We start from the raw sequence: 20,414 nt of genomic DNA on the forward strand, positions 1-20,414 counted from the left end.
CCAAATGAGGTTTTTTAATCTACTTTCTTTTTTAATTCTTTTAATTTTTATTGGATGTAGCTCGGATAATCCAATTTCTATTCCAACTTTAACAGGAGGAATAGAATGGCAAAAAACATTCGGCGGCAGTGGCGATGACATCGCTCGAGGAATTATTGAAACTTCAGATGGTGGCTATGCTATTATAGGATACACCAATAGTATTGACGGTGATGTAACTGATAAAAACTTAACTGAAAATGATTTTTGGGTCTTAAAATTAGATGCAAACGGGACTATAGAATGGCAAAAAACTTATGGTGGTAGTGGGGATGATAAAGGGCGTGCTATTATACAAACAAATGATGGGGGTTATGCCATTACAGGGCCAAGTATGAGCGCCGATGGTGACGGCTCTCAAAATCAAGGATTTCATGATCATTGGTTAATAAAATTAGATGTTCAAGGTAATATCCAATGGGAAAAATCATTTGGTTTTCCGGGTCATGATCATAGTCACTCACTATTTCAAACTAACGATGGAGGTTATTTTATTGGAGGTTATTTAGACGTCACAGCATCTGGCGGCGCTGGTAATGAAACTATTACAACTAAGCATGGTGTAGGCGAATTTTGGGCTCAAAAGTTAGATATAAATGGAAATTTAGAATGGCGTCGTTATTATGGAGGTTCAAATAATGACAGGATTTATAAAGTTTTACAAACACATGATGGGAATTATTTATTAGTTGGCTCATCAGAAAGTGATGATTTCGATATCACAAACACTAATGGTAGCTATGACGTCTGGGTTGTCAAGATGGACGTTAATGGAAATAAATTGTGGGAAAAATCTTTTGGGGGTTCTGGCATAGATGACGGTTATGCAGCTGTAACAACTAACGATGGAAATTATATTATTGCAGCTACAGCAATTAGTTCAGATGGATTAGTTTCTTCCCCAAAAGGAAATGCTGATGCATGGATTATAAAAATTAACGATAACGGTGATTTACTTTGGGAAAAATCTTTTGGCGGCTCTGCTTTTGATGCAGCCTTTGCAATAAGTAAAAGCAATAGCATTTTTAGTTCTTATGTAATCGCAGGTAACTCTAAAAGTAACGATGGTGATCTTTCTACCAATAATGGTGAAAATGATTTTTGGGTTTTAAAAATTGACACTAACGGTAAACTATTATTTGAAAAATCATTAGGTGGCTCAGGATTAGATTTTGCTTATGGTGTTACTGAAACTTTTGATGGAAAAATAGTTGTAGTAGGTGAAACAGAAAGTACAGATATAGATATTACTTCAAATAAAGGTGGAAAAGATATTTGGGTTGTAAAAATTCGATAACTTCGTATTTCTAATATTTTTTCATGCTGTCTATTCTAAGTAATGCTTTAGAAAATGCTAAAAAAGTCACTATTAATTGTGACTCAAAACTTATTTTTTTTAGTGACCTACATAGAGGTGACAATAGTTATGCAGACGATTTTGCACACAATATGCAAATCTATAGTCATGCCTTACAAACTTACTATAAAGACGGATTTACTTATTTTGAATTAGGTGATGGTGTTGAATTATGGGAAAATAATTCTTTCGAACCTATTTATAACGCTCATGCAGCATCTTTTGAATTACTACGTCAATTTCATTTAGAAAATAGAGCTTATATGCTCTATGGTAACCATGATATGATCTTTAGAGATCCCTTAGTTGTTGAAGATATGGTTTATAAATATATTTATACACCCGATGAGCTTAAAGAAAAGCAACGTCTGTTTAATTTACACTATTACGAAAGTATCTTATTAGAAATTGAAAACACAAAAAAGTCTATCCTTTTAATTCATGGTCATCAAGCAGATTGGTTTAACTATAAATTTTGGAAATTGAGCCTCTTTTTTGTGCGCTATTTATGGATGCCTCTACAGAAATGGTTTAATATAAAAGATCCTACAAGCCCTGCGAAGAATTATAAAAATTTAATTAGGGTAGAACGCAGAATACGAGATTGGGTTATAAAAAATAACAATCAGATGGTAATTGCAGGTCATACGCATCGACCACGTTTTCCAGAACCTGGAGACATTCCTTATTTTAACGACGGAAGTTGTGTACATCCAAAATCTATTATCGGTATAGAAATTGAAAATTTAGAAATTTCTTTGGTAAAGTGGCATAATAGTATTGATGAGCAAAATCAATCTAAAATTGTAAAAACTGTTTTAGCTGGGCCTAAAAGTTTAGATCTATATTTATAAGCCTCTTTCTTTCTGTATCTTTTCGTATGCTTTTTGTATACTTCTAAATTTTTCTTCTGCCCCTTTCATATGTTCTTCACCTAAATGACGGACTTTATCAGGATGATGCTTCTTAACCATTTTTCTATAAGCTTTCTTTACTTCATCATTAGAAGCATTTTTATCAATTTCTAATATCTTATACGCACTACTCACCTCATTATAGAACATTGCTTTAATTGACTGAAAATCTCGATCGCTTATGTATAAATATCCTGCAATACGATGAGTAGTGTTCATTTCAACCTCACTAACATTACCATCCGCTTTAGCGATACCAAACAAAAAATGTAATAATTGTAAACGAGAAGAATGATCCATCATTTGACGAATCTGCATACAAACTTGTCTAGTAGAAATTTGATTATTCTTAATAATTCCTCCAAAAAGTTTAAAAGCTCTATTAGCGCGTGGACCGCCGTACATCTTCTTGAACTGATCTCTTACATAGTCTAATTCTCTTCTATCAACATTTCCGTCAGACTTAATTACTACTGCAGCCAATACAAGTAAACTTACCTCAAAATCACCTGGTCTTGTTCTGGTATGAGTTCTAGTTCTAGTATTTCCTTCAGGAATTTGTCTTCTAAAATCTTTAAAATCGGCATCAGAGAATCCATCAATAACACTACCTAAGGCGAAGCCTAAAATACCACCAATAGGTCCTCCAAAAGACCAGCCCAAGCTCGCTCCTAACCATTTTGCAAAACTCATAAATTATAATTCTTTCTAATTAATTTCAAATATACATTTATTGTATTTATACGTATCTTTGCAAGACAATTTGTTACTAAAAATTTAATAAAATATGTATCCAGAAGAAATAGTAAAACCAATGCGTGCGCAATTAGTTGAGGCTGGTTTTAAAGAATTATTTACTGCAGAAGACGTAGACTCAATTATAAAAGAAGAAGGAACAACACTAGTAATGGTCAATTCGGTATGCGGATGTGCAGCCGGAACTGCAAGACCAGGAACTATTGCATCTTTACAAGGAGATAAAAAACCTAGTAATCTAACAACTGTTTTTGCAGGTGTAGATAGAGAAGCTGTAGATAAAGCTCGTGAATATATGATTCCTTTTCCTCCATCATCACCAGCTGTAGCTTTATTTAAGGATGGTGAATTGGTTCACATGTTAGAACGTCATCATATTGAAGGTAGATCTGCAGAGATGATCGCAGAAAATTTAAGCGAAGCTTACGAAGAATTCTGTTAAAAAATAGTTGTACGCAACCCAATGAATGATTTTATATCTATAGAAAAAATAGTAGGTATGAAATCATTTTTTTATTTTATCTGTTTCGCTGTTCTAATATCTTGCTCCTCTTCAGATGATCAAGTCAAACAAAAAGCAGAAGAAATTAGGATTATTGATGAGCTTGGTAATGAGATCAGGGCGTTGGTAGATTCTTCAGTTTGTAACGACTTATCTGAATGCGATTATATAGCTTTTGGAAGTAAACCTTGTGGCGGACCTTGGGGTTATTTAGTTTACTCTACATCTATTGATGTTGACTTACTAAAATCTAAAGTTGAACAATACAACCAGATGGAAGATCAATACAATAGAAAGCACGGCATTGTTTCTGATTGTGCCATAGTTTTACCACCTTCTAGTTTAGAATGTGAAAATGGAAAATGTATTGGAGTATATCCTCAAGTGAGTAATTAGAACACTCTTGAGAGGTTAAATCCAAAAAAGAAATCACCATCACCCCAATCTCCAATTCCTTGACTTAAAAAACCATTTGCGTTCATAGGTTGAGCATTTGTAAAATGCAACTGAAAGACATGGCCGCCTGTTTCAAGGTCGAAACCAATAGACAAAGGGTTCTTAAAAGGAGAATTATCCGTCCTATTTAAGTGCCAACCATAATCAATATTTACAGACCAGCGTTTACTTAATTTATGCCTCCCACCAATACCAATAGCATATTGTGTGTTATCTTGGTTATCCAATATAGTTAGATTTTCATGCAGCAAAGTTGGTATAATTTGTAAAGAAAAATCTTTATTAAACTTTCTTGAAATCAACAACTGGTTTACATACGCAATACGATGTTTAAATTCAAGTTCTGTTATAACATCTTCATCTAAACCTGTATTGATTGTTACACTATTATAGCCAACAACTGTAACTGGAAAACCTTCTTTTTTTTGTCTTAGCAGTCGATATTTTAAAGCACTTTCATACGTTTTATTGAATGAACTTCGAGACACACTTACATTGAGCCAATCATTTATTCCATAAATAAAATTTAACCTTGTAACGGCTTGATCTAGGCCAAAAAATTCTTCAATTCCGGTTTTTACAGAACCAAATCTATGTGAAACAACTAAATAAAATAATTTTTTATCAGCCAATTTTGTCGATTCAAAATTGACAATTTTTAGACCCTTAAAAGCTGCATCTTCAAATTGGTTGGTGTCTTCTTTATCAATATCTTTTAATAGATCTTCTTGCGAAAAAGATAAAAAAGGAATCAATAATAGTAGTAGTAATTTTTTCATAATGTTACGTTTAATCATTAAGTACAATTGCTTGATCGATTTTTAATTGTTCGAGAAGGTCATCATAACCAACATATCTGCCCTTTATAATAACCTTTTCATTAACTTTTATACTTTTTGGCAAAGGCTCTTTAAAAGTGATATAATTCTTATTATCTAAGATCAATCCTTTATTCTCAATTTCAGTTATAAGTCCTTCGAGGCTTATAACTTTATCTAAATACTTAGTGTTGAAATTATCTTTATTTTCTTGAAATGACGTATAAAATGCCAATGAATTTAAAGTGACTACTGCTTCTTCTTTTGCAATATTTCTATGGTCTTTGTTTATATAATTATAAATCAAAATAGCAGTTATAATGATTATCAAAAAGAATATTATTCCTTTTCTTTTCATTGTGCTTTTAATTTAAAATTGAGTTTAACCTTTACTTCTTTTGCTATTTTATTTCGAACAATTTTAGGAATCTTGATATTGAAATCTTGTGGAAGTGCAATAAAATTTCCTTCTAATAAAATAAAATCACCTTGCATGGAAATAAGAAGCTCTGTTTTAATTTTTTTATCAACTCCATGAAAATTTAAAACCCCTTCACAATTAAATTTTCTTTTATTATCAGAAAGTTTTAAGAGATCAAATTCTATAATTTTTCCCTTAAAAGTAGCTTTAGGATAAGTATCAGATTCTATATAGTTTTCGTTAAAATGCTCTTGCATCAAGGCATTTCTAAAGTGAAATTCTTTTACCAAAGCTAAAGCTGCCATATCGCCAGTTTCAGAATTTATAATTGCCGTAGCGGAATTATTTTTCGCCTTAACAGGCTCAAAGGTTACCTCTGAGGCTTCAAAAGTAATAACCCCAGCTCTATCTAAATATTTGTTTTGTGCAGATAAAAAGTTAGATGCTACAACAAGAAAAAAAATGAGAAAAAACTTCATCTATCAGTTTTCTAGCAACCCATCTTTAATCCACTGATCTACAACATCAATAGTAGATTGAGGTAATCTTCCTCCAGGCGGCATCGCTCTAGCCTCACCTGTTTGTTTAGAAATAGCCGTTAATATGCCCGAAGCTCTACTACTAACTTCTGTATAAGTAGTTAAAGGAAAAGGAGCTCCGTTTACTGGAGGGCTAGTATGACAACCTAAACAATTAGCATTAATTGCTGGTCTTACATGCTGATTATAAGTGATTTTTCCAGATGTGGGCGGTGGAGTAACATCATCTTCACTATCGCTTGAACAGCTAAGAAAAAATAAGATAATGGTTAGTGACAGCAAAAGTTTAAGTAATGATTTCATAATATATTATTTAAATTTTTTAGTGAACTATTTTCAAATCAATAAAGATTTGTTTGACTTCGTTATGTGTTTGATAATAAAAAAGCAAAAAGGTTACAATTTTTGTAATTTTTCGAAGAACTTATCATCTAAAAGTAAAAACGACGAAAAATCATGCAAATTGCGAGAATTAAAGATTACAGAAATTATAAAAATTCAGACTCTGAGATCGTTACAAAAATAATAGGAGGTGAATCTGCCTTGTATGAAGTGTTGTTGCGCAGAAATAATCAGCTATTATTTCGAGTTGTTAGAAGTTACCTCAACAAGCGAGAAGACATTGAAGATGTGATGCAAAATACCTATCTAAAAGCCTATGAAAAACTATATCAGTTCAAGCATCAATCAAAATTTTCAACTTGGCTTATACGTATTGGTATTAATGAAGCTTTAGCAAAATTAAAAACCAAAGGAAAAACAATTGAATTAAAACAAGATGGCCATCTGGATATTGATAAACAGGTCATTAAATTATTTGATCATCAAAGACATAATCCTGAACGAAAAGTGATACTCGAAGAAACCAAAAAACTATTAGAGAAAGCCATTGATAATTTAGGGGTAAAATACCGTAATGTATATGTTATGCGAGTTGTTGAAGATATGAGTATAGCAGAAATAGCCGAATGTTTAAATATTACCCCTTCTAATGTTAAAGTTCGCTTACACCGTGCTAAAATAAAATTAAAGGAAAACATTTATGAAATGATTCCAAAATCAGAGCTTTTCGAATTTGGAGCTCATAATTGCGACAACATTGTTAATAAAGTATACTCTAATTTAGAGTTTGTATAATTATTTGATAGAATTTTTGATTAAAATCCTCTAGTTTTTAGAGGATTTTTTATTTTGCGTTATGAACAAACAGGAGATAATTCAAAACACGATTCTATTTGTAAAGGATACGTTGGTAGATGCAGAAGGCGGTCATGATTGGTTTCATATTGAGCGTGTATACAACAATACAAAACTAATCGCTAAAGGAGAAGACGTAGATGGTCTTGTTGTCGCTCTTGGTGCTTTGTTACATGATATTGCTGATTCAAAATTTTATGAAGGTGATGAAACTATTGCTCCTAAAAAAGCAACCGAGTTTTTACTATCTCAGAATGTTGACAGTGCAATAATTGAACATGTGGTGAAAATCATTGATAATATTTCTTTTAAGAATAGTCTTACAAAAGATGTTGTTCCATTTTCTTCCAAGGAGTTAGATGTTATTCAGGATGCCGATCGATTAGATGCTATTGGTGCTATCGGCATTGCTAGGGCATTTAACTATGGAGGATTTAAAAACCGTGAATTATATAATCCTAACATAGCTCCAAAACTAAATATGAGTAAAGAAGAGTATAAAAAATCTACTGCTCCTACTATTAATCATTTTTATGAGAAATTACTTTTGCTAAAGGATAAAATGAACACCAAAACTGGGCGAAAAATAGCAGAACAGCGACATCAATTTATGGAAAAATACCTTAAGCAATTTTATAATGAATGGAATGGAAGAAAATAACAACTTTCTATTTAAACTTATTGAAGGTGTTCCTAATTCTACCGAACTAGAAATACTCGTTTCATTATATCAAAATATTTTTGAAGATGCGCGTATAGATTTCTTTAAACAAAGAATTAAAAATAAAGAAAATGTATTGTCGATTATTGCATTTATAGAAAATAAACCCATTGGATTTAAACTGGGTTATAAATATAACGAAAATACTATGTATAGTTGGGTTGGTGGTATTTTAAAAGAGCATAGAAAACAAGGTATTGCAAAGCAACTTGCCAAACTTCAAGAAAATTGGGCAAAAGAGAAAGGCTATACAAAACTTAGAACGAAATCGATGAATCGTTTTAAGCCTATGATGATCTTAAACCTAAAAAATGGATTTGATCTCAAGCAGATTTACACCAATGATGGTGGGCAAACTAAAATTATTTTTGAAAAAAATATTTAAGAAAAATCAGCCTTACGTTTTTCTAAAAATGCAGTAGTTCCTTCTACAAAGTGCTCCGTGCCAAAACATTTTCCAAATTCATCAATCTCAATTTCATATCCATCTACACCATCTTTAAAGTTGGCATTAACTGCTCTAATTGCTGATGCAATTGCAGTTGATGAATTTCGCATAATTTTGCCTGCTAATTTTTCAGCTAAGGGTAATAAATCTTCTTGTGTACTTACATGATTTACCAATCTGTTTTTTAAAGCATCGTCTGCAGAGATCATTCCAGCCGTCATGATCATTTCCATAGCTTTGCCTTTACCAACCAACTGTGCTAAGCGTTGTGTACCGCCATAACCTGGAATTACTCCTAAACTAACTTCTGGTAAGCCCATTTTAGCATTCTCTGATGCTATTCTAAAGTGTGATGCCATTGCTAGCTCAAGTCCACCACCAAGTGCAAACCCGTTAACAGCAGCAATAACAGGTGTAGATAGATTCTCTACAAAATCAAATAATATTTTCTGTCCGTTTCTGGCTAGTTCTTTTCCTTGTTCTACATTAAAATCAGCAAATTCAGAAATATCAGCGCCAGCTACAAAAGCTTTTTCACCACTTCCAGTAATTATAATCACTTTACATAAAGCATCGGAGTCAGCTACTGCGAAAGCATTATGTAACTCGTTAATAGTTTCTGTATTTAAAGCATTTAATTTTGAAGGACGATTGATTATAATGGTTGTAACTCCATCGTTTTCTTGAACCAATATATTGTTATAATTCATGTCTTATTTTTTAGGAATAGTTACGGTAAAAACCGTACCGTGATTGATTTCTGATACAAAAGTAATATTTCCATTGTATGCTTCTACAATATTTTTAATCATAGGTAAACCAAGCCCCATACCACTAGATTTAGTTGTGAATTTTGGTTCAAAAATCTTATTTTTATCTTCTTCAGAAATACCCTTTCCGTTATCGGCTACAGATATTACAACATTTCCGTTATCCTCGGTAACCTTTACTTCAATTTTTGGGTTTTCTTGTTCTTCTAATGATTGATTTGCATTCTTCACTAGATTTGTAACAACTCGTATTAATTGTGTTTTATCTAGTTGAGCAAATAACTCATCTTTATCATGAAAATAATGGATATACTCTTCATTAAAAATATCGAGAGCAAGTTTTACAACCTCAATAACATTTAATTCTTCGCGTTTTTGTCTTGGCATTTCCGCAAAGCTGGAAAAAGCCGAAGCTATTGAACTCATGGTATCTATTTGCTGAATTAGCGACTTGCTATATTCATTTATTTTTTCTTTTGCTTTTGGATCATTTGGATCAAATCGCTGCTCAAAACTCTGTACAGTCAAGCGCATTGGTGTGAGCGGATTTTTAATTTCATGCGCTACTTGTTTGGCCATTTCACGCCAAGCTTGCTCTCTTTCGCTTTTGGCTAATTTAACTGCACTTTCACCCAACTCATCTACCATATCGTTATAGGCGTTTACTAGATTATGCATTTCTTCACTGGCATTTTCTAAAATGATCTTTTCATTACGCTTGTGCAGTTTTGTTTGATTGATCTTATCACTTACTGTCTTAATAGATTTTGTAATATATTTTGAAACTAAATAAGCAATGGTTATCGCTATTAAGAGCATTAATAAGTAAACCAATGCTAATCTTGATAAGAACTCTTTTAATTCTTTATCTTGAAAGGTGTTGTCTTCTAAATAAGGAAGGTGTAAAATACCAATAGGTTTAAATTTATTATCATTAATATATGTATAAGAAGATTGAAACTCAATTCCGTTAGGCATCTGCTCTTCTTTTACTATTCTATGATTTGCATCTTCTGCTATTTGGTTTAATGTTTCTTTAGGAATATCATAATTAGTTGTATCTCTTGAAAAACTTGAAGATGAACTAATGAGTAACTTTCCGTTAAGATCATAAATATTAATGTCTAATTGATTAATATCTGAAATATCATAAATACGTTCTTTAAATATTTTATTAAGATTTTCTGTAGAAACATGGTAAGTAGTACGGCGTCTCAATTCAAGATCTATACTAGATCGTATAGCGTTTTCTTTACGAGATAAACGACCTTCGTGATAATCTTTAGCCTGTTCATTATACTGATAAACAGTAATTAACGCTATTAAAACAGAAGCAATGACCACTAATAAAATCATTGCAATAAAAATTCGAGTACGTAGTGAAGTTCTTTTAGCCTGCATTTAAGAATCTATTGGGAGTAAAGATAGCAAATATCATTCCTAAAAGAATAGGCTAACTCAGAATTGATGACACGAATTTATTAGTAGTATTTACACCATTGTTAGTAAGATAATTTATAAAGGCAGAACCAATAATTGCTCCTTTTCCATATTGTGTAGCTTGAGAAAATGTTTCATTGTTGGAAATACCAAAACCAACAATTTGCGGACTTTTCAGGTTCATATCTGCAATCCTTTTAAAGTAATCTGTTTGCTCTTTACCAAATCCTGATTGTGTGCCTGTGGTACTAGCAGAACTTACCATATAGATAAATCCGTTAGATATTGAATCAATAAATCGAATACGGTTTTCACTAGTTTGTGGCGTAATTAAAAACACATTCATTAAACCGTACTTTTCAAAAGTTGGTTGATACTCTTCATGATAAACATCTATTGGTAGGTCAGGAATAATCAACCCATCGATTCCAATTTCTTGACATTTTTTACAAAATGCCTCTACACCATACTGTAGTATTGGATTAAAATATCCCATAATAATCAAAGGAATAGTTACGCTCTCACGGATATTCTTTAATTGATTAAAAAGGGTTTCAGTAGTCATTCCATTTTTGAGTGCCTTCGTAGAACTCGCCTGTATGGTTGGTCCATCAGCTAATGGGTCACTAAAAGGCAGACCGATTTCGATCATATCAACCCCTGCGTTCTCTAAATTTTGAATGATCGTTACCGTATCATTTAAGGCAGGATATCCTACCGTAAAATAAATAGACAATAATTTCTTGTCTTCTTTAAGCTTTTCTTGTATTCTGTTCATATTTCTCATTGTCATTCCTGCGAAGACAGGAATCTAATATTAATAGATTTGATTTCTGGATTCCGCATCAAGTGCGGAATGACAAGAAAATTATAATTTGAAATAATCTATATAATTCTGTAAATCTTTATCGCCTCTTCCAGATAAACTGATAACAATAACATCTTCTGGTTTAAACTTTTTATGTTTAAAAATGGCTAGAGCATGACTACTCTCTATAGCAGGAATAATACCTTCTAGATTTGCTAGTTCTAATCCGGCTAGCATGGCTTCTCTATCTGTAGCTGAATAAAACTCACCTCTACCCGATTTGTATAAATGTGAATGTAATGGCCCTACACCAGGATAATCTAATCCTGCTGAGATAGAGTAAGGCTCAGTAATTTGCCCATCATCAGTTTGCATTAACAAGGTTTTGCACCCATGAATGATACCTTCCTTTCCTAATACCGAAGTCGCAGCGCTTTCGCCTGAATGAATTCCTTTTCCAGCTGCTTCTACAGCAATAATTCCAACTTTTTCATCCTCTAAAAAATGATAGTACGTTCCTGCAGCATTACTCCCACCACCGATACAAGCAACTACATAATTTGGATTTTCTTTTCCTTCATGTTCTTTTAATTGCCATTTAATTTCTTCTGAAATCACGGATTGAAATTTTGTTACCATATCGGGATATGGGTGTGGTCCAATGGCCGAACCAATAATGTAATGCGTATCTACTGGATTGTTGATCCAATCTCTTATAGCTTCGTTGGTAGCATCTTTTAATGTGCGACTTCCTGATAAAGCAGGTCTAACCTCTGCCCCTAGCATTTTCATTCGCGCTACGTTTGGGGCTTGACGAGCAATATCTATTTCGCCCATATAAACCACACATTCATTACCCATTAGCGCACATACTGTAGCAGTTGCAACGCCGTGCTGCCCAGCACCTGTTTCGGCTATAATTCTGTTTTTGCCCAAACGCCTAGCCATTAAAATTTGACCAATAGTATTGTTTACTTTATGAGCTCCTGTATGATTTAAGTCTTCTCTTTTTAAATATACTTTTGTGTTGTATTTTTCACTTAACCGTTTGGCAAAATACAATGGTGATGGACGCCCAACGTAATCTTTTAACAACTGATTGAATTCTTCTCGAAAGGAAGGTTCAGTCATTACCTTCAGATAGTTCTGCCGCAATTCTTCTACATTAGGATATAGCATTTCAGGGATGTAAGCTCCTCCAAATTCACCATAATATCCTTTTTCTGTTACATGATAACTCATAACTGAGATTTAAACTTTTTTAATTGTTCAATATTTTTTAAACCTGGCTCAATTTCAAATCTGCTATTTACATCAATAGCATAACAATACTTAGCAGCATCAGTTTTTTTAAATGACTTGATCTTCTCAACTTCATCCAAACCTATTCCTCCACTTAAAAAATAAGGTTTTGTGGATGTATATTCTTTTAATACACTCCAATCAAAGGCGTAACCATTACCTCCAGGGAGCTTACCTTTCGTATCAAACAAATAATAATCACAAACATCTTCGTACGGTTCTAAAATAGAGAAGTCGAATTCATCCTTTACAGAAAATACTTTTATAACTTCTTGTCTTTGATTTTTCAACTCTTTACAATATTCGGGTGATTCACCACCATGTAATTGAATAGCATTTAATCTATACTTCTCTACCTTTTCAAGAACTTTTTCTATTTCTGAATCTACAAAAACACCAACTTTTTTAATCGAATTGGGAAGCTCAGGTATAGTGCCTTCAAAATTCCTTTGAGATCTATCATAAAAGATAAAGCCTAAATAATCTGGTTGAAGTGCTGCTATCTCAACCGTATTATATTTCATACCACAGACTTTTAATTTCATGCTTCTAACTCTTTTATAAATTGATTAGCGTGTAAGCCAGGGTTATCAGTTTTCATAAAGTTTTCACCTATTAAAAAACCTTGATATCCATATTGTTTTAAATCTTTAATCGTTTCAACAGAACTAATACCACTTTCAGATACTTTAACAAATTCATTAGGAATCAAATCACTTAAATTTTTGCTAATTTGAGTGCTTACTTCAAAAGTTTTTAGATTACGATTATTTACGCCAAGCATATCTAAACTAGGCATGATAGATTTTTGCAATTCTTCTTCATTATGTACTTCTAGTAATACATTCAATTCAAGACTTTGTGCTAATTCTGAAAATTGCTTAATTTCATTTTGATCTAAAATTGCTGCTATCAAGAGAATAACATCTGTACCATTAGACTTAGCCTCCAGTAATTGATATTCATCTATAATAAACTCTTTACGAAGTAATGGCAACTTACAGCTTGCTCTAGCTAACAATAGATCATCTAAAGAGCCTCCAAAATATTTACCGTCAGTCAATATTGACATACCGCATACGCCAGCTTCTTCGTATCCTGAGGCAACATCTTGTACATTTAAGCTTTGGTTGATTACTGACTTAGACGGAGAGCGTCTTTTGTGCTCAGCAATAATACCTGAAGTACTTTTTCGTAATCTTTCAGCTAATGAAATGGCCTCTCTTTCAAACAACATAGATTGTTCCAACTGTTTTGTTGGAATCAATTCCTTTTTTAATTCAACTTCTTTGCGTTTATCGGCTACTATTTTATCTAGTATCGTCATTTACTTAATGCAATTAGTTTATCTAACTTCTGTTTTGCCTTCCCAGAAAGTAAGGATTCTTTAGCTAATTCAAAACCGCCTTTTGGTTGTAAACCTTTTATGGTAGCTATCGCCATGCCTGCATTAGCAGAAACAACATTATTCTGCGCTTCAGTTCCATTACCAGAAATAACTTTTATAAAAATATCTGCCGACTCTTTTACGGAATCACCTCCAAAAATAGCTGACGGTTTAATAGCATTCACTCCAAAGTCTTCTGGTGAAATCATATCCTCAGAATTATTTGAGATCATCTTCGTATTCCCCGTAAGGGAAATTTCATCATACCCATCTAAGGCGTGCAAAACGGTAAAATTCTTATTCGATTTTTGATAGAGATATCCGTACAATCGTGCCAATTCTAAACTAAAAACGCCAACCAATTGGTTCTTCGGAAAAGCTGGGTTTACCATAGGGCCTAACATATTAAAAAAGGTTTTTACTCCTAATTCTCGACGAATAGGTGCTACATTTTTCATAGCAGGGTGAAATAATGGTGCATGCAAAACACAAATGTTTGCTTCCTCTAAACAGGTCTTTAAAAAATCACTTTCATTACTAAATTTAATCCCTAAATGTTCCATCACATTACTCGACCCTGAAATCGATGATACTCCATAGTTTCCATGTTTAGTAACATGAATGCCAGCTCCAGCAGTAACAAAAGAAGATAAAGTTGATATATTAAAAGTGTTCTTTCCGTCTCCACCAGTACCACATAAATCAATTGTATTATAATCAGAAACATCTAATGGAATACATAGTTCTAAAAGAGCATCACGAAATCCTTCTAACTCCTCGACAGTAATCGTTCGCATCATATACACCGTTAAAAAAGAGGCTATCAGACTCTGATTGTATTCGCCTTTCGAAATATTTACCAATACATTTCTTGCTTCTTCTTTAGAAATGGTTTCGTGGTTGATGAGTCTGTTTAATAATTTCTTCATAATATTTTATTGTCATTCTGACACTTTGCTTTGCTAAGTGGAAGAATCTAAGAGATGCTTCGACTGCGCTCAGCATGACAGTATCTAACTTTCAATCCAGTTTTTAAGAATTTGTTTTCCGTTTGGAGTTAACACAGATTCTGGATGGTATTGTACACCTTTTACATCATATTCTTCATGTCGTAACGACATAATCTGCCCATTCTCATCAAAAGAAGTAGCTTCTAAACTATCTGGCAAATCTGTATCTACAACCCAAGAATGATAGCGCCCTACAGGAAATTCTTTTTCCAACCCTTTAAACAATTCTTCATCTTCAACACTTAAAGTAACATTAGTTGCTACACCATGATATACTGTGTCTAAATTTGAGATAGTGCCACCAAAAACTTCACCAATAGCTTGTTGCCCTAAGCAAACGCCTAAAATACTTTTTGTTGGTGCATATTTCTCAATAATAGGCTTTAGCAAACCTGCTTCGTCAGGTATCCCTGGTCCTGGAGATAATATAATTTTTTCAAAATCATCTATTTCATCTAAGGCTAATTTGTCATTACGTTTAACCACTACTTCGCAATCTAGATCTTCTAAATAATGAACCAGGTTATAAGTAAAACTATCGTAGTTATCTATTACTAAAACTTTCATATTATTTTATTCTTTCTGCTGCTTCTAGAGCCTTTGTTAAAGCTCCTAATTTATTATATACTTCTTGTAATTCGTGCTCTGGATTTGATTTTGATACCAACCCTGCACCTGCTTGCCAGTGCAATGTATGATTCTTACTTAAAAAAGTACGAATCATAATAGCATGGTTAAAGTTACCTTCAAAATCCATAAAACCAATAGCTCCTCCATAAAACTCTCGATTCGTTTTTTCATATTTTTCAATAAGTTGCATTGCCATATGTTTAGGTGCACCGCTCAAAGTTCCTGCAGGAAATGTATCAGCAACCACTTGCATTGTTGATGTATTTTTATGCTTTTTACCAACAACCTTACTTACCAAATGAATTACATGTGAAAAAAATTGCACTTCTCGGTAACTCTTCACCGTTACTTCAGAACCATGTCGGCTTAAGTCGTTTCTTGCCAAATCAACTAACATTACATGTTCAGCATTTTCCTTTTCATCTGCAGCTAACTGTTTTGCCAGTTCTGCATCCTTTAAATCATCACCTGTTCGTTTAAAGGTTCCTGCAATTGGGTGAATTTCTGCTTCTCCATCCTTAACTACCAATTGAGCTTCTGGCGAACTTCCGAAGATTTTAAAATCTCCAAAATCGAAATAGAATAAGTATGGTGATGGATTAATAGTTCTTAAAGCTCTGTAAACATTGAATTCATCACCTTTAAATTTCTGTGAGAATTTCTTTGATAATACTAACTGAAATACATCTCCTCTAGCACAATGTTTTTTTGCTAATTCTACATGCTCTTTATATTCTTCGTCCGTCAGGTTCGAACTAATAGTTCCATCCTTAGAAAAATCGAATGTTGTATAATTCTTAGCCTTTAGTAATTGATGAATCTCATCAACGTTATGATTTCCGTCAAAACTACTTGAGAAAATATAGGCTACATTTTCAAAATTACTAATGGCTATGATGTTTTGATAAACCGCATAGTGCATATCAGGAATTCCTAAAGAAGCATCCTTTTTTGAAATATTTATATCCTCAAAATAACGAACTGCATCATAAGCTGTATAACCAAAAATCCCATTAGTAATAAACTTAAATTTTTCATTTAAATCAACGCTAAACTTTCTAGAAAACTCATGAAAAATCTCAGGAACATTTGTTTCATTATCAATATCAATTTGAGATGTAGTTCCGTCAGGAAAACTTTGAATTAGCTTTTCATTTGCCACCTTAATTGTAGCAATCGGATTAAAACACACATACGAAAAACTATTATCGGTAGCGCGGTAATCACTGTTCTCTAATAAGATGCTATTCGGATATTGATCACGTACTTTTAAATAGATACTTACTGGTGTAATAGTATCTGCTATAATCTTTTTATACTTTGATTTGAGATTGTATTTGTTCATTTTAAAGACCCTTCGACTACGCTCTGGGTGACAATTTGTTAAATTAAAAAAGGCTTGTCGTGATTGACAAGCCTTTTGATATTATAAGTTTTAAATATACGTAGGTTACTTCACGAAGTTTGAGTTTCGAAAGTTCCACCACCAAGTATTATTTAAAATTGTATTCATCTTTTGTTTGTTGAGACAAATGTAAAAACTTATTTCTACTATCCAAAAAAACTTTTACTATTTATACTTTAATTTAAAATAAATAAGCATCAAAGCTAGAATAGATGTAATCGAGTTTGCTAATATCATTGGTATACTATCTAGATGTATTCCATAAATTAACCATAACACCATACCTATAAAAAACACCAAATACATTGTTAATGACAAACTATCTGTCGATTTCGTTTTCCAAGTTTTATATACCTGTGGAACAAAAGATGCAGTAGTTAGTGTAGCGGCTATAAGCCCTAATATTTCGTAGTTATCCAACAATGTTTACAATTTTACCAGGCACTACAATCACCTTTTTAGGTGTACGTCCTTGCAGCTGTGCTTGTGTTTTTTTGTGTGCCATAACTGCCTCTTCTATCTGCTCTTTATTTAAGTCTAAACCAAGTTCTATAGTAAAACGCATTTTACCATTAAATGAAATAGGATAATTCTTAGTACTCTCTATTAAATGATTTGCATCAAACTCAGGAAATTCAGCAAAAGCAATCGAGTCTTTATGACCCAACTTACTCCATAATTCTTCCGCGATATGTGGTGCATATGGCGAAACTAACACTAATAACGGTTCTAAAATTGCTTTGCTAGAACATTTTTGAGCTGTTAATTCATTTACGGCTATCATAAACGTAGATACAGAAGTATTGAACGAAAAGTTCTCAATATCTTCTTCTACCTTTTTAATGGTTTTATGAAGTGTCTTTAAATTATCTTTAGTAGGGTCATCATCTGTAACTTGAAAGCCGGTCAAATGAACAGCTTTCATAACTTCCCACTCATCATTTATATCGCTCTTATAATAGTTAGGATTTTTTTCTAAGTTTTCATCTTTGGTATGATATAATTTCCAGAGTTTTTTTAGGAAACCATGTACACCTGTAATACCTGCAGTATTCCAAGGTTTTGATTGTTCTAAGGGTCCTAAGAACATTTCATATAAGCGTAAACTATCAGCACCGTATTGTTTACAAATATTGTCAGGGTTTACCACATTGAACCATCTTTTGGACATTTTTTCAACTTCTCGACCCACAATGTATGTGTCATTTTCAAGAATAAATTCTGCGTCTTTGAATTGAGGTTGCCATTCTCTAAGTTTTTCTATATCCAATTTATCTTGAGAATCAACTAGATTAACATCTACTCTCAGCTCATCGGTTTCATATTTGTCTTTAATATTTTTAGAGGCATATTTATTTGTCCCAGAAACTCTATAAACAATAGCACTTGTACCCGTAATCATCCCTTGGTTGATCAACTTTTTGGCAAACTCTTCTTTAGGCGCTAATCCTTTATCAAACATAAACTTTTGCCAAAAACGAGAGTATAATAAATGACCTGTAGCATGTTCTACTCCACCAATATAGAGATCTACATCTTGCCAATAATTAATCGCTTCTTGTGAGAAGATCTCTTTATCATTATGAGGGTCCATATACCTATTAAAGTACTGAGAGCTACCAGCCCAACCTGGCATGGTGTTAAGTTCAAGAGGATAAATCTCTTGATGCGATTCCGAATCAAGTTCGGAATGACGGTCTGTTTCGTCATGCTGAACTTGTTTCAGCATCTCATTAGAAACCACTTTATTGTTCTTGGCATCCCAACTCCAATGCGTTGCATTCCCTAATGGTGGCCTACCGTCTTCGGTTGGTAAGTATTTTTCAACTTCAGGTAATACAATTGGCAAATGTTCTGCATCAATCATTTGCGGCATTTCATCTTTATAATAGACAGGGAATGGCTCACCCCAATAACGCTGACGGCTAAATACAGCATCGCGCAAACGGTAATTTACCTTACCATATCCTAAACCACGTTTTTCGATTTCATAAATAATGGTCTTCATGGCTTTTTTATACTTCAAACCATTTAAGAAATCTGAATTTGCAATGATGGTATTCTCTTTATCAGAAAATGACTCTTCAGAAATATCTACTCCTTCAAAAATATTTGGGATTGGAATATCAAAATGTTTGGCAAAAGCATAATCGCGCTCATCGCCACACGGTACGGCCATTACTGCACCCGTACCATAACTGGCTAGTACATAATCACCAATCCAAATCTGTACTTTTTCTCCAGAAAATGAATGAATTGCGTAGGCACCAGTAAATACTCCAGAAATGGTTTTTACATCAGCCATTCTATCGCGCTCACTACGCTTAGCAGAAGCTTCTACATAAGCATCAACCTCATCCTTTTGCTCTTTAGTGGTAATTTTTGAAACTAATTCATGTTCTGGAGCCAACGTCATAAATGACACCCCAAAAATGGTATCAGGTCTTGTTGTAAATACTTCAATTTTAGCATCATGACCATCAACATCAAATGAAACCATTGCTCCTTCTGAACGACCAATCCAATTGGTTTGAATATCCTTTAAAGGCTGTGGCCAATCAATGGTATTTAATCCATCTAACAAACGCTGAGCATATGCAGAAATACGCATACTCCATTGTTTCATTTTTTTACGAACTACCGGATGACCTCCACGCTCTGAAACTCCATTTACAATCTCATCATTCGCCAACACAGTACCTAGAGCAGGCACCCAATTCACTTCGGTTTCAGACAAAAAAGTTAATCTATATTTTAAAAGTATTTCTTGCTGCTTAATTTCAGAAAAGTTGTTCCATTCTTCTGCTATAAATGTTTCTACGTCATCATCCGCGGAAGCGTTAACAGTAGTATTACCTTCTTTTTCAAATACAGCAATTAAGCTTGAAATATCTTCTGCTTTATTGGTATCATTATTATACCATGAGTTGAATAACTGAATAAATACCCACTGCGTCCATTTATAATAGCTAGGGTCTGAAGTACGAACTTCTCTGCTCCAATCAAAAGAAAAACCTAACTGATCTAACTGACGACGATATGTTTTGATATTCTCTTCAGTCGTAATAGCAGGGTGCTGCCCCGTTTGAATAGCATATTGCTCAGCTGGTAATCCGAATGAATCATACCCTTGTGGGTGTAATACATTAAAACCTTTATGACGCTTATAACGCGCGTAAATGTCACTTGCTATATAGCCTAGTGGATGCCCAACATGCAAGCCAGCTCCCGAGGGATAGGGAAACATATCTAGTACATAATACTTAGGTTTATCTGATGTATTCTCAGTCTTAAAGGTCTCATTCTTTGCCCAATACTCTTGCCATCTGGCCTCTATTTCATTGAAATGGTAGCTCATAATCTATCTTTTCCTGTCATTACGAGGAATAAAATGACGTAGTAATCTGTTTAATGAGATTACCACAGTAAATTCTTAATTTGCTTCGTAATGACGTACTTTTTACGAAGTGGCAAAGTTACATTTTCTTACCTGA

At 33.3% G+C, this 20,414-nt stretch carries 23 protein-coding genes; 7 read left to right on the forward strand and 16 right to left on the reverse strand.

The genetic code is table 11. The features are described 5' to 3' along the window. Nucleotides 1-4: 4 nt before the first annotated feature. Both AC3IF2_RS10770 and AC3IF2_RS10775 read left to right on the forward strand, forming a co-directional pair. Nucleotides 5-1,336, forward strand: a complete 1,332-nt coding sequence (locus AC3IF2_RS10770) for a hypothetical protein (RefSeq protein WP_489167181.1) — start codon at nt 5-7, stop codon at nt 1,334-1,336. Nucleotides 1,337-1,359: 23 nt separating this feature from the next. After that, on the forward strand, nt 1,360-2,250 hold the full coding sequence (locus AC3IF2_RS10775) for a metallophosphoesterase (protein ID WP_489167182.1): 891 nt from the start codon (nt 1,360-1,362) through the stop codon (nt 2,248-2,250). On the opposite strand, the gene AC3IF2_RS10780 is transcribed toward AC3IF2_RS10775, so the two are convergent. Next, nucleotides 2,245-3,003: a TerB family tellurite resistance protein gene (locus AC3IF2_RS10780; protein ID WP_489167184.1), complete on the reverse strand. Its 759-nt coding sequence runs from the start codon at nt 3,001-3,003 to the stop codon at nt 2,245-2,247. The two genes, AC3IF2_RS10775 and AC3IF2_RS10780, sit on opposite strands and share 6 nt — an antisense overlap. A 94-nt stretch (nt 3,004-3,097) precedes the next feature. Between AC3IF2_RS10780 and AC3IF2_RS10785 the strand changes: the two genes are divergently transcribed. Both AC3IF2_RS10785 and AC3IF2_RS10790 read left to right on the forward strand, forming a co-directional pair. Beyond that, the gene (locus AC3IF2_RS10785) at nt 3,098-3,508 is read left to right on the forward strand and encodes a BrxA/BrxB family bacilliredoxin (protein ID WP_489167186.1); all 411 of its coding nucleotides are present in this window, start codon (nt 3,098-3,100) and stop codon (nt 3,506-3,508) included. Nucleotides 3,509-3,565: 57 nt separating this feature from the next. Continuing rightward, nucleotides 3,566-3,964, forward strand: coding sequence for a hypothetical protein (locus AC3IF2_RS10790; protein WP_489167188.1), 399 nt, complete (start codon nt 3,566-3,568; stop codon nt 3,962-3,964). Here AC3IF2_RS10790 and AC3IF2_RS10795 read toward each other — a convergent pair. The 4 genes from AC3IF2_RS10795 to AC3IF2_RS10810 are packed head-to-tail and all read right to left on the reverse strand — an operon-like array spanning nt 3,961 to nt 6,105. Then, on the reverse strand, nt 3,961-4,803 hold the full coding sequence (locus AC3IF2_RS10795; RefSeq protein WP_489167189.1) for a DUF5777 family beta-barrel protein: 843 nt from the start codon (nt 4,801-4,803) through the stop codon (nt 3,961-3,963). The genes AC3IF2_RS10790 and AC3IF2_RS10795 overlap by 4 nt on opposite strands. Nucleotides 4,804-4,813: 10 nt before the next feature. Beyond that, nucleotides 4,814-5,200 (reverse strand): OB-fold protein, encoded by a 387-nt coding sequence (locus AC3IF2_RS10800; RefSeq protein WP_489167190.1) that lies wholly within the window; start codon nt 5,198-5,200, stop codon nt 4,814-4,816. Beyond that, nucleotides 5,197-5,742, reverse strand: a complete 546-nt coding sequence (locus AC3IF2_RS10805) for a YceI family protein (RefSeq protein ID WP_489167191.1) — start codon at nt 5,740-5,742, stop codon at nt 5,197-5,199. The genes AC3IF2_RS10800 and AC3IF2_RS10805 overlap by 4 nt, the downstream gene beginning before the upstream one ends. A 3-nt stretch (nt 5,743-5,745) precedes the next feature. Further along, nucleotides 5,746-6,105: a hypothetical protein gene (locus tag AC3IF2_RS10810; RefSeq protein ID WP_489167193.1), complete on the reverse strand. Its 360-nt coding sequence runs from the start codon at nt 6,103-6,105 to the stop codon at nt 5,746-5,748. Between the two features lie 153 nt (nt 6,106-6,258). On the opposite strand from AC3IF2_RS10810, the gene AC3IF2_RS10815 reads away from it, so the two are divergent. From AC3IF2_RS10815 to AC3IF2_RS10825, 3 genes are all read left to right on the forward strand, one after another. Further along, nucleotides 6,259-6,939: an RNA polymerase sigma factor gene (locus tag AC3IF2_RS10815; RefSeq protein WP_489167195.1), complete on the forward strand. Its 681-nt coding sequence runs from the start codon at nt 6,259-6,261 to the stop codon at nt 6,937-6,939. 61 nt (nt 6,940-7,000) lie between these two features. Next, entirely contained in the window at nt 7,001-7,660 is a 660-nt protein-coding gene (locus AC3IF2_RS10820; protein WP_489167197.1) for an HD domain-containing protein, read from the forward strand. Beyond that, complete coding sequence (locus AC3IF2_RS10825) at nt 7,638-8,105, forward strand: GNAT family N-acetyltransferase (RefSeq protein WP_489167199.1); 468 nt, start codon at nt 7,638-7,640, stop codon at nt 8,103-8,105. The genes AC3IF2_RS10820 and AC3IF2_RS10825 overlap by 23 nt, the downstream gene beginning before the upstream one ends. Here AC3IF2_RS10825 and AC3IF2_RS10830 read toward each other — a convergent pair. The 11 genes from AC3IF2_RS10830 to leuS form a co-directional block, all read right to left on the reverse strand. Next, the gene (locus AC3IF2_RS10830; protein WP_489167201.1) at nt 8,102-8,878 is read right to left on the reverse strand and encodes an enoyl-CoA hydratase/isomerase family protein; all 777 of its coding nucleotides are present in this window, start codon (nt 8,876-8,878) and stop codon (nt 8,102-8,104) included. The genes AC3IF2_RS10825 and AC3IF2_RS10830 overlap by 4 nt on opposite strands. A gap of 3 nt (nt 8,879-8,881) precedes the next feature. Then, nucleotides 8,882-10,339, reverse strand: a complete 1,458-nt coding sequence (locus AC3IF2_RS10835; RefSeq protein ID WP_489167203.1) for a sensor histidine kinase — start codon at nt 10,337-10,339, stop codon at nt 8,882-8,884. Between the two features lie 52 nt (nt 10,340-10,391). Further along, a complete protein-coding gene (gene trpA / locus AC3IF2_RS10840) occupies nt 10,392-11,156 on the reverse strand; it encodes a tryptophan synthase subunit alpha (RefSeq protein WP_489167205.1) in 765 nt (254 codons plus the stop codon). Nucleotides 11,157-11,246: 90 nt separating this feature from the next. Next, nucleotides 11,247-12,428 carry a tryptophan synthase subunit beta gene (gene trpB / locus AC3IF2_RS10845; RefSeq protein ID WP_489167207.1) on the reverse strand — a complete coding sequence of 394 codons (1,182 nt, stop codon included), beginning with the start codon at nt 12,426-12,428 and terminating at the stop codon, nt 11,247-11,249. After that, nucleotides 12,425-13,033 (reverse strand): phosphoribosylanthranilate isomerase, encoded by a 609-nt coding sequence (locus AC3IF2_RS10850; protein ID WP_489167209.1) that lies wholly within the window; start codon nt 13,031-13,033, stop codon nt 12,425-12,427. The genes trpB and AC3IF2_RS10850 overlap by 4 nt, the downstream gene beginning before the upstream one ends. Then, nucleotides 13,030-13,815 (reverse strand): indole-3-glycerol phosphate synthase TrpC, encoded by a 786-nt coding sequence (gene trpC, locus AC3IF2_RS10855; protein WP_489167211.1) that lies wholly within the window; start codon nt 13,813-13,815, stop codon nt 13,030-13,032. The genes AC3IF2_RS10850 and trpC overlap by 4 nt, the downstream gene beginning before the upstream one ends. Further along, nucleotides 13,812-14,804, reverse strand: a complete 993-nt coding sequence (gene trpD, locus AC3IF2_RS10860; RefSeq protein ID WP_489167213.1) for an anthranilate phosphoribosyltransferase — start codon at nt 14,802-14,804, stop codon at nt 13,812-13,814. Before trpD ends, trpC begins: the two co-directional genes overlap by 4 nt. Before the next feature lie 84 nt (nt 14,805-14,888). Next, nucleotides 14,889-15,452, reverse strand: coding sequence for an anthranilate synthase component II (locus AC3IF2_RS10865; RefSeq protein WP_489167215.1), 564 nt, complete (start codon nt 15,450-15,452; stop codon nt 14,889-14,891). A 1-nt stretch (nt 15,453) separates the two neighbouring features. After that, entirely contained in the window at nt 15,454-16,860 is a 1,407-nt protein-coding gene (locus AC3IF2_RS10870; protein ID WP_489167216.1) for an anthranilate synthase component I family protein, read from the reverse strand. 225 nt (nt 16,861-17,085) lie between these two features. Then, entirely contained in the window at nt 17,086-17,340 is a 255-nt protein-coding gene (locus AC3IF2_RS10875; protein WP_489167217.1) for a SemiSWEET family sugar transporter, read from the reverse strand. Further along, nucleotides 17,333-20,278 carry a leucine--tRNA ligase gene (gene leuS / locus AC3IF2_RS10880; RefSeq protein ID WP_489167219.1) on the reverse strand — a complete coding sequence of 982 codons (2,946 nt, stop codon included), beginning with the start codon at nt 20,276-20,278 and terminating at the stop codon, nt 17,333-17,335. The genes AC3IF2_RS10875 and leuS overlap by 8 nt, the downstream gene beginning before the upstream one ends. Between the last annotated feature and the right edge of the window lie 136 nt (nt 20,279-20,414).

The organism is Maritimimonas rapanae (genome assembly GCF_057837205.1).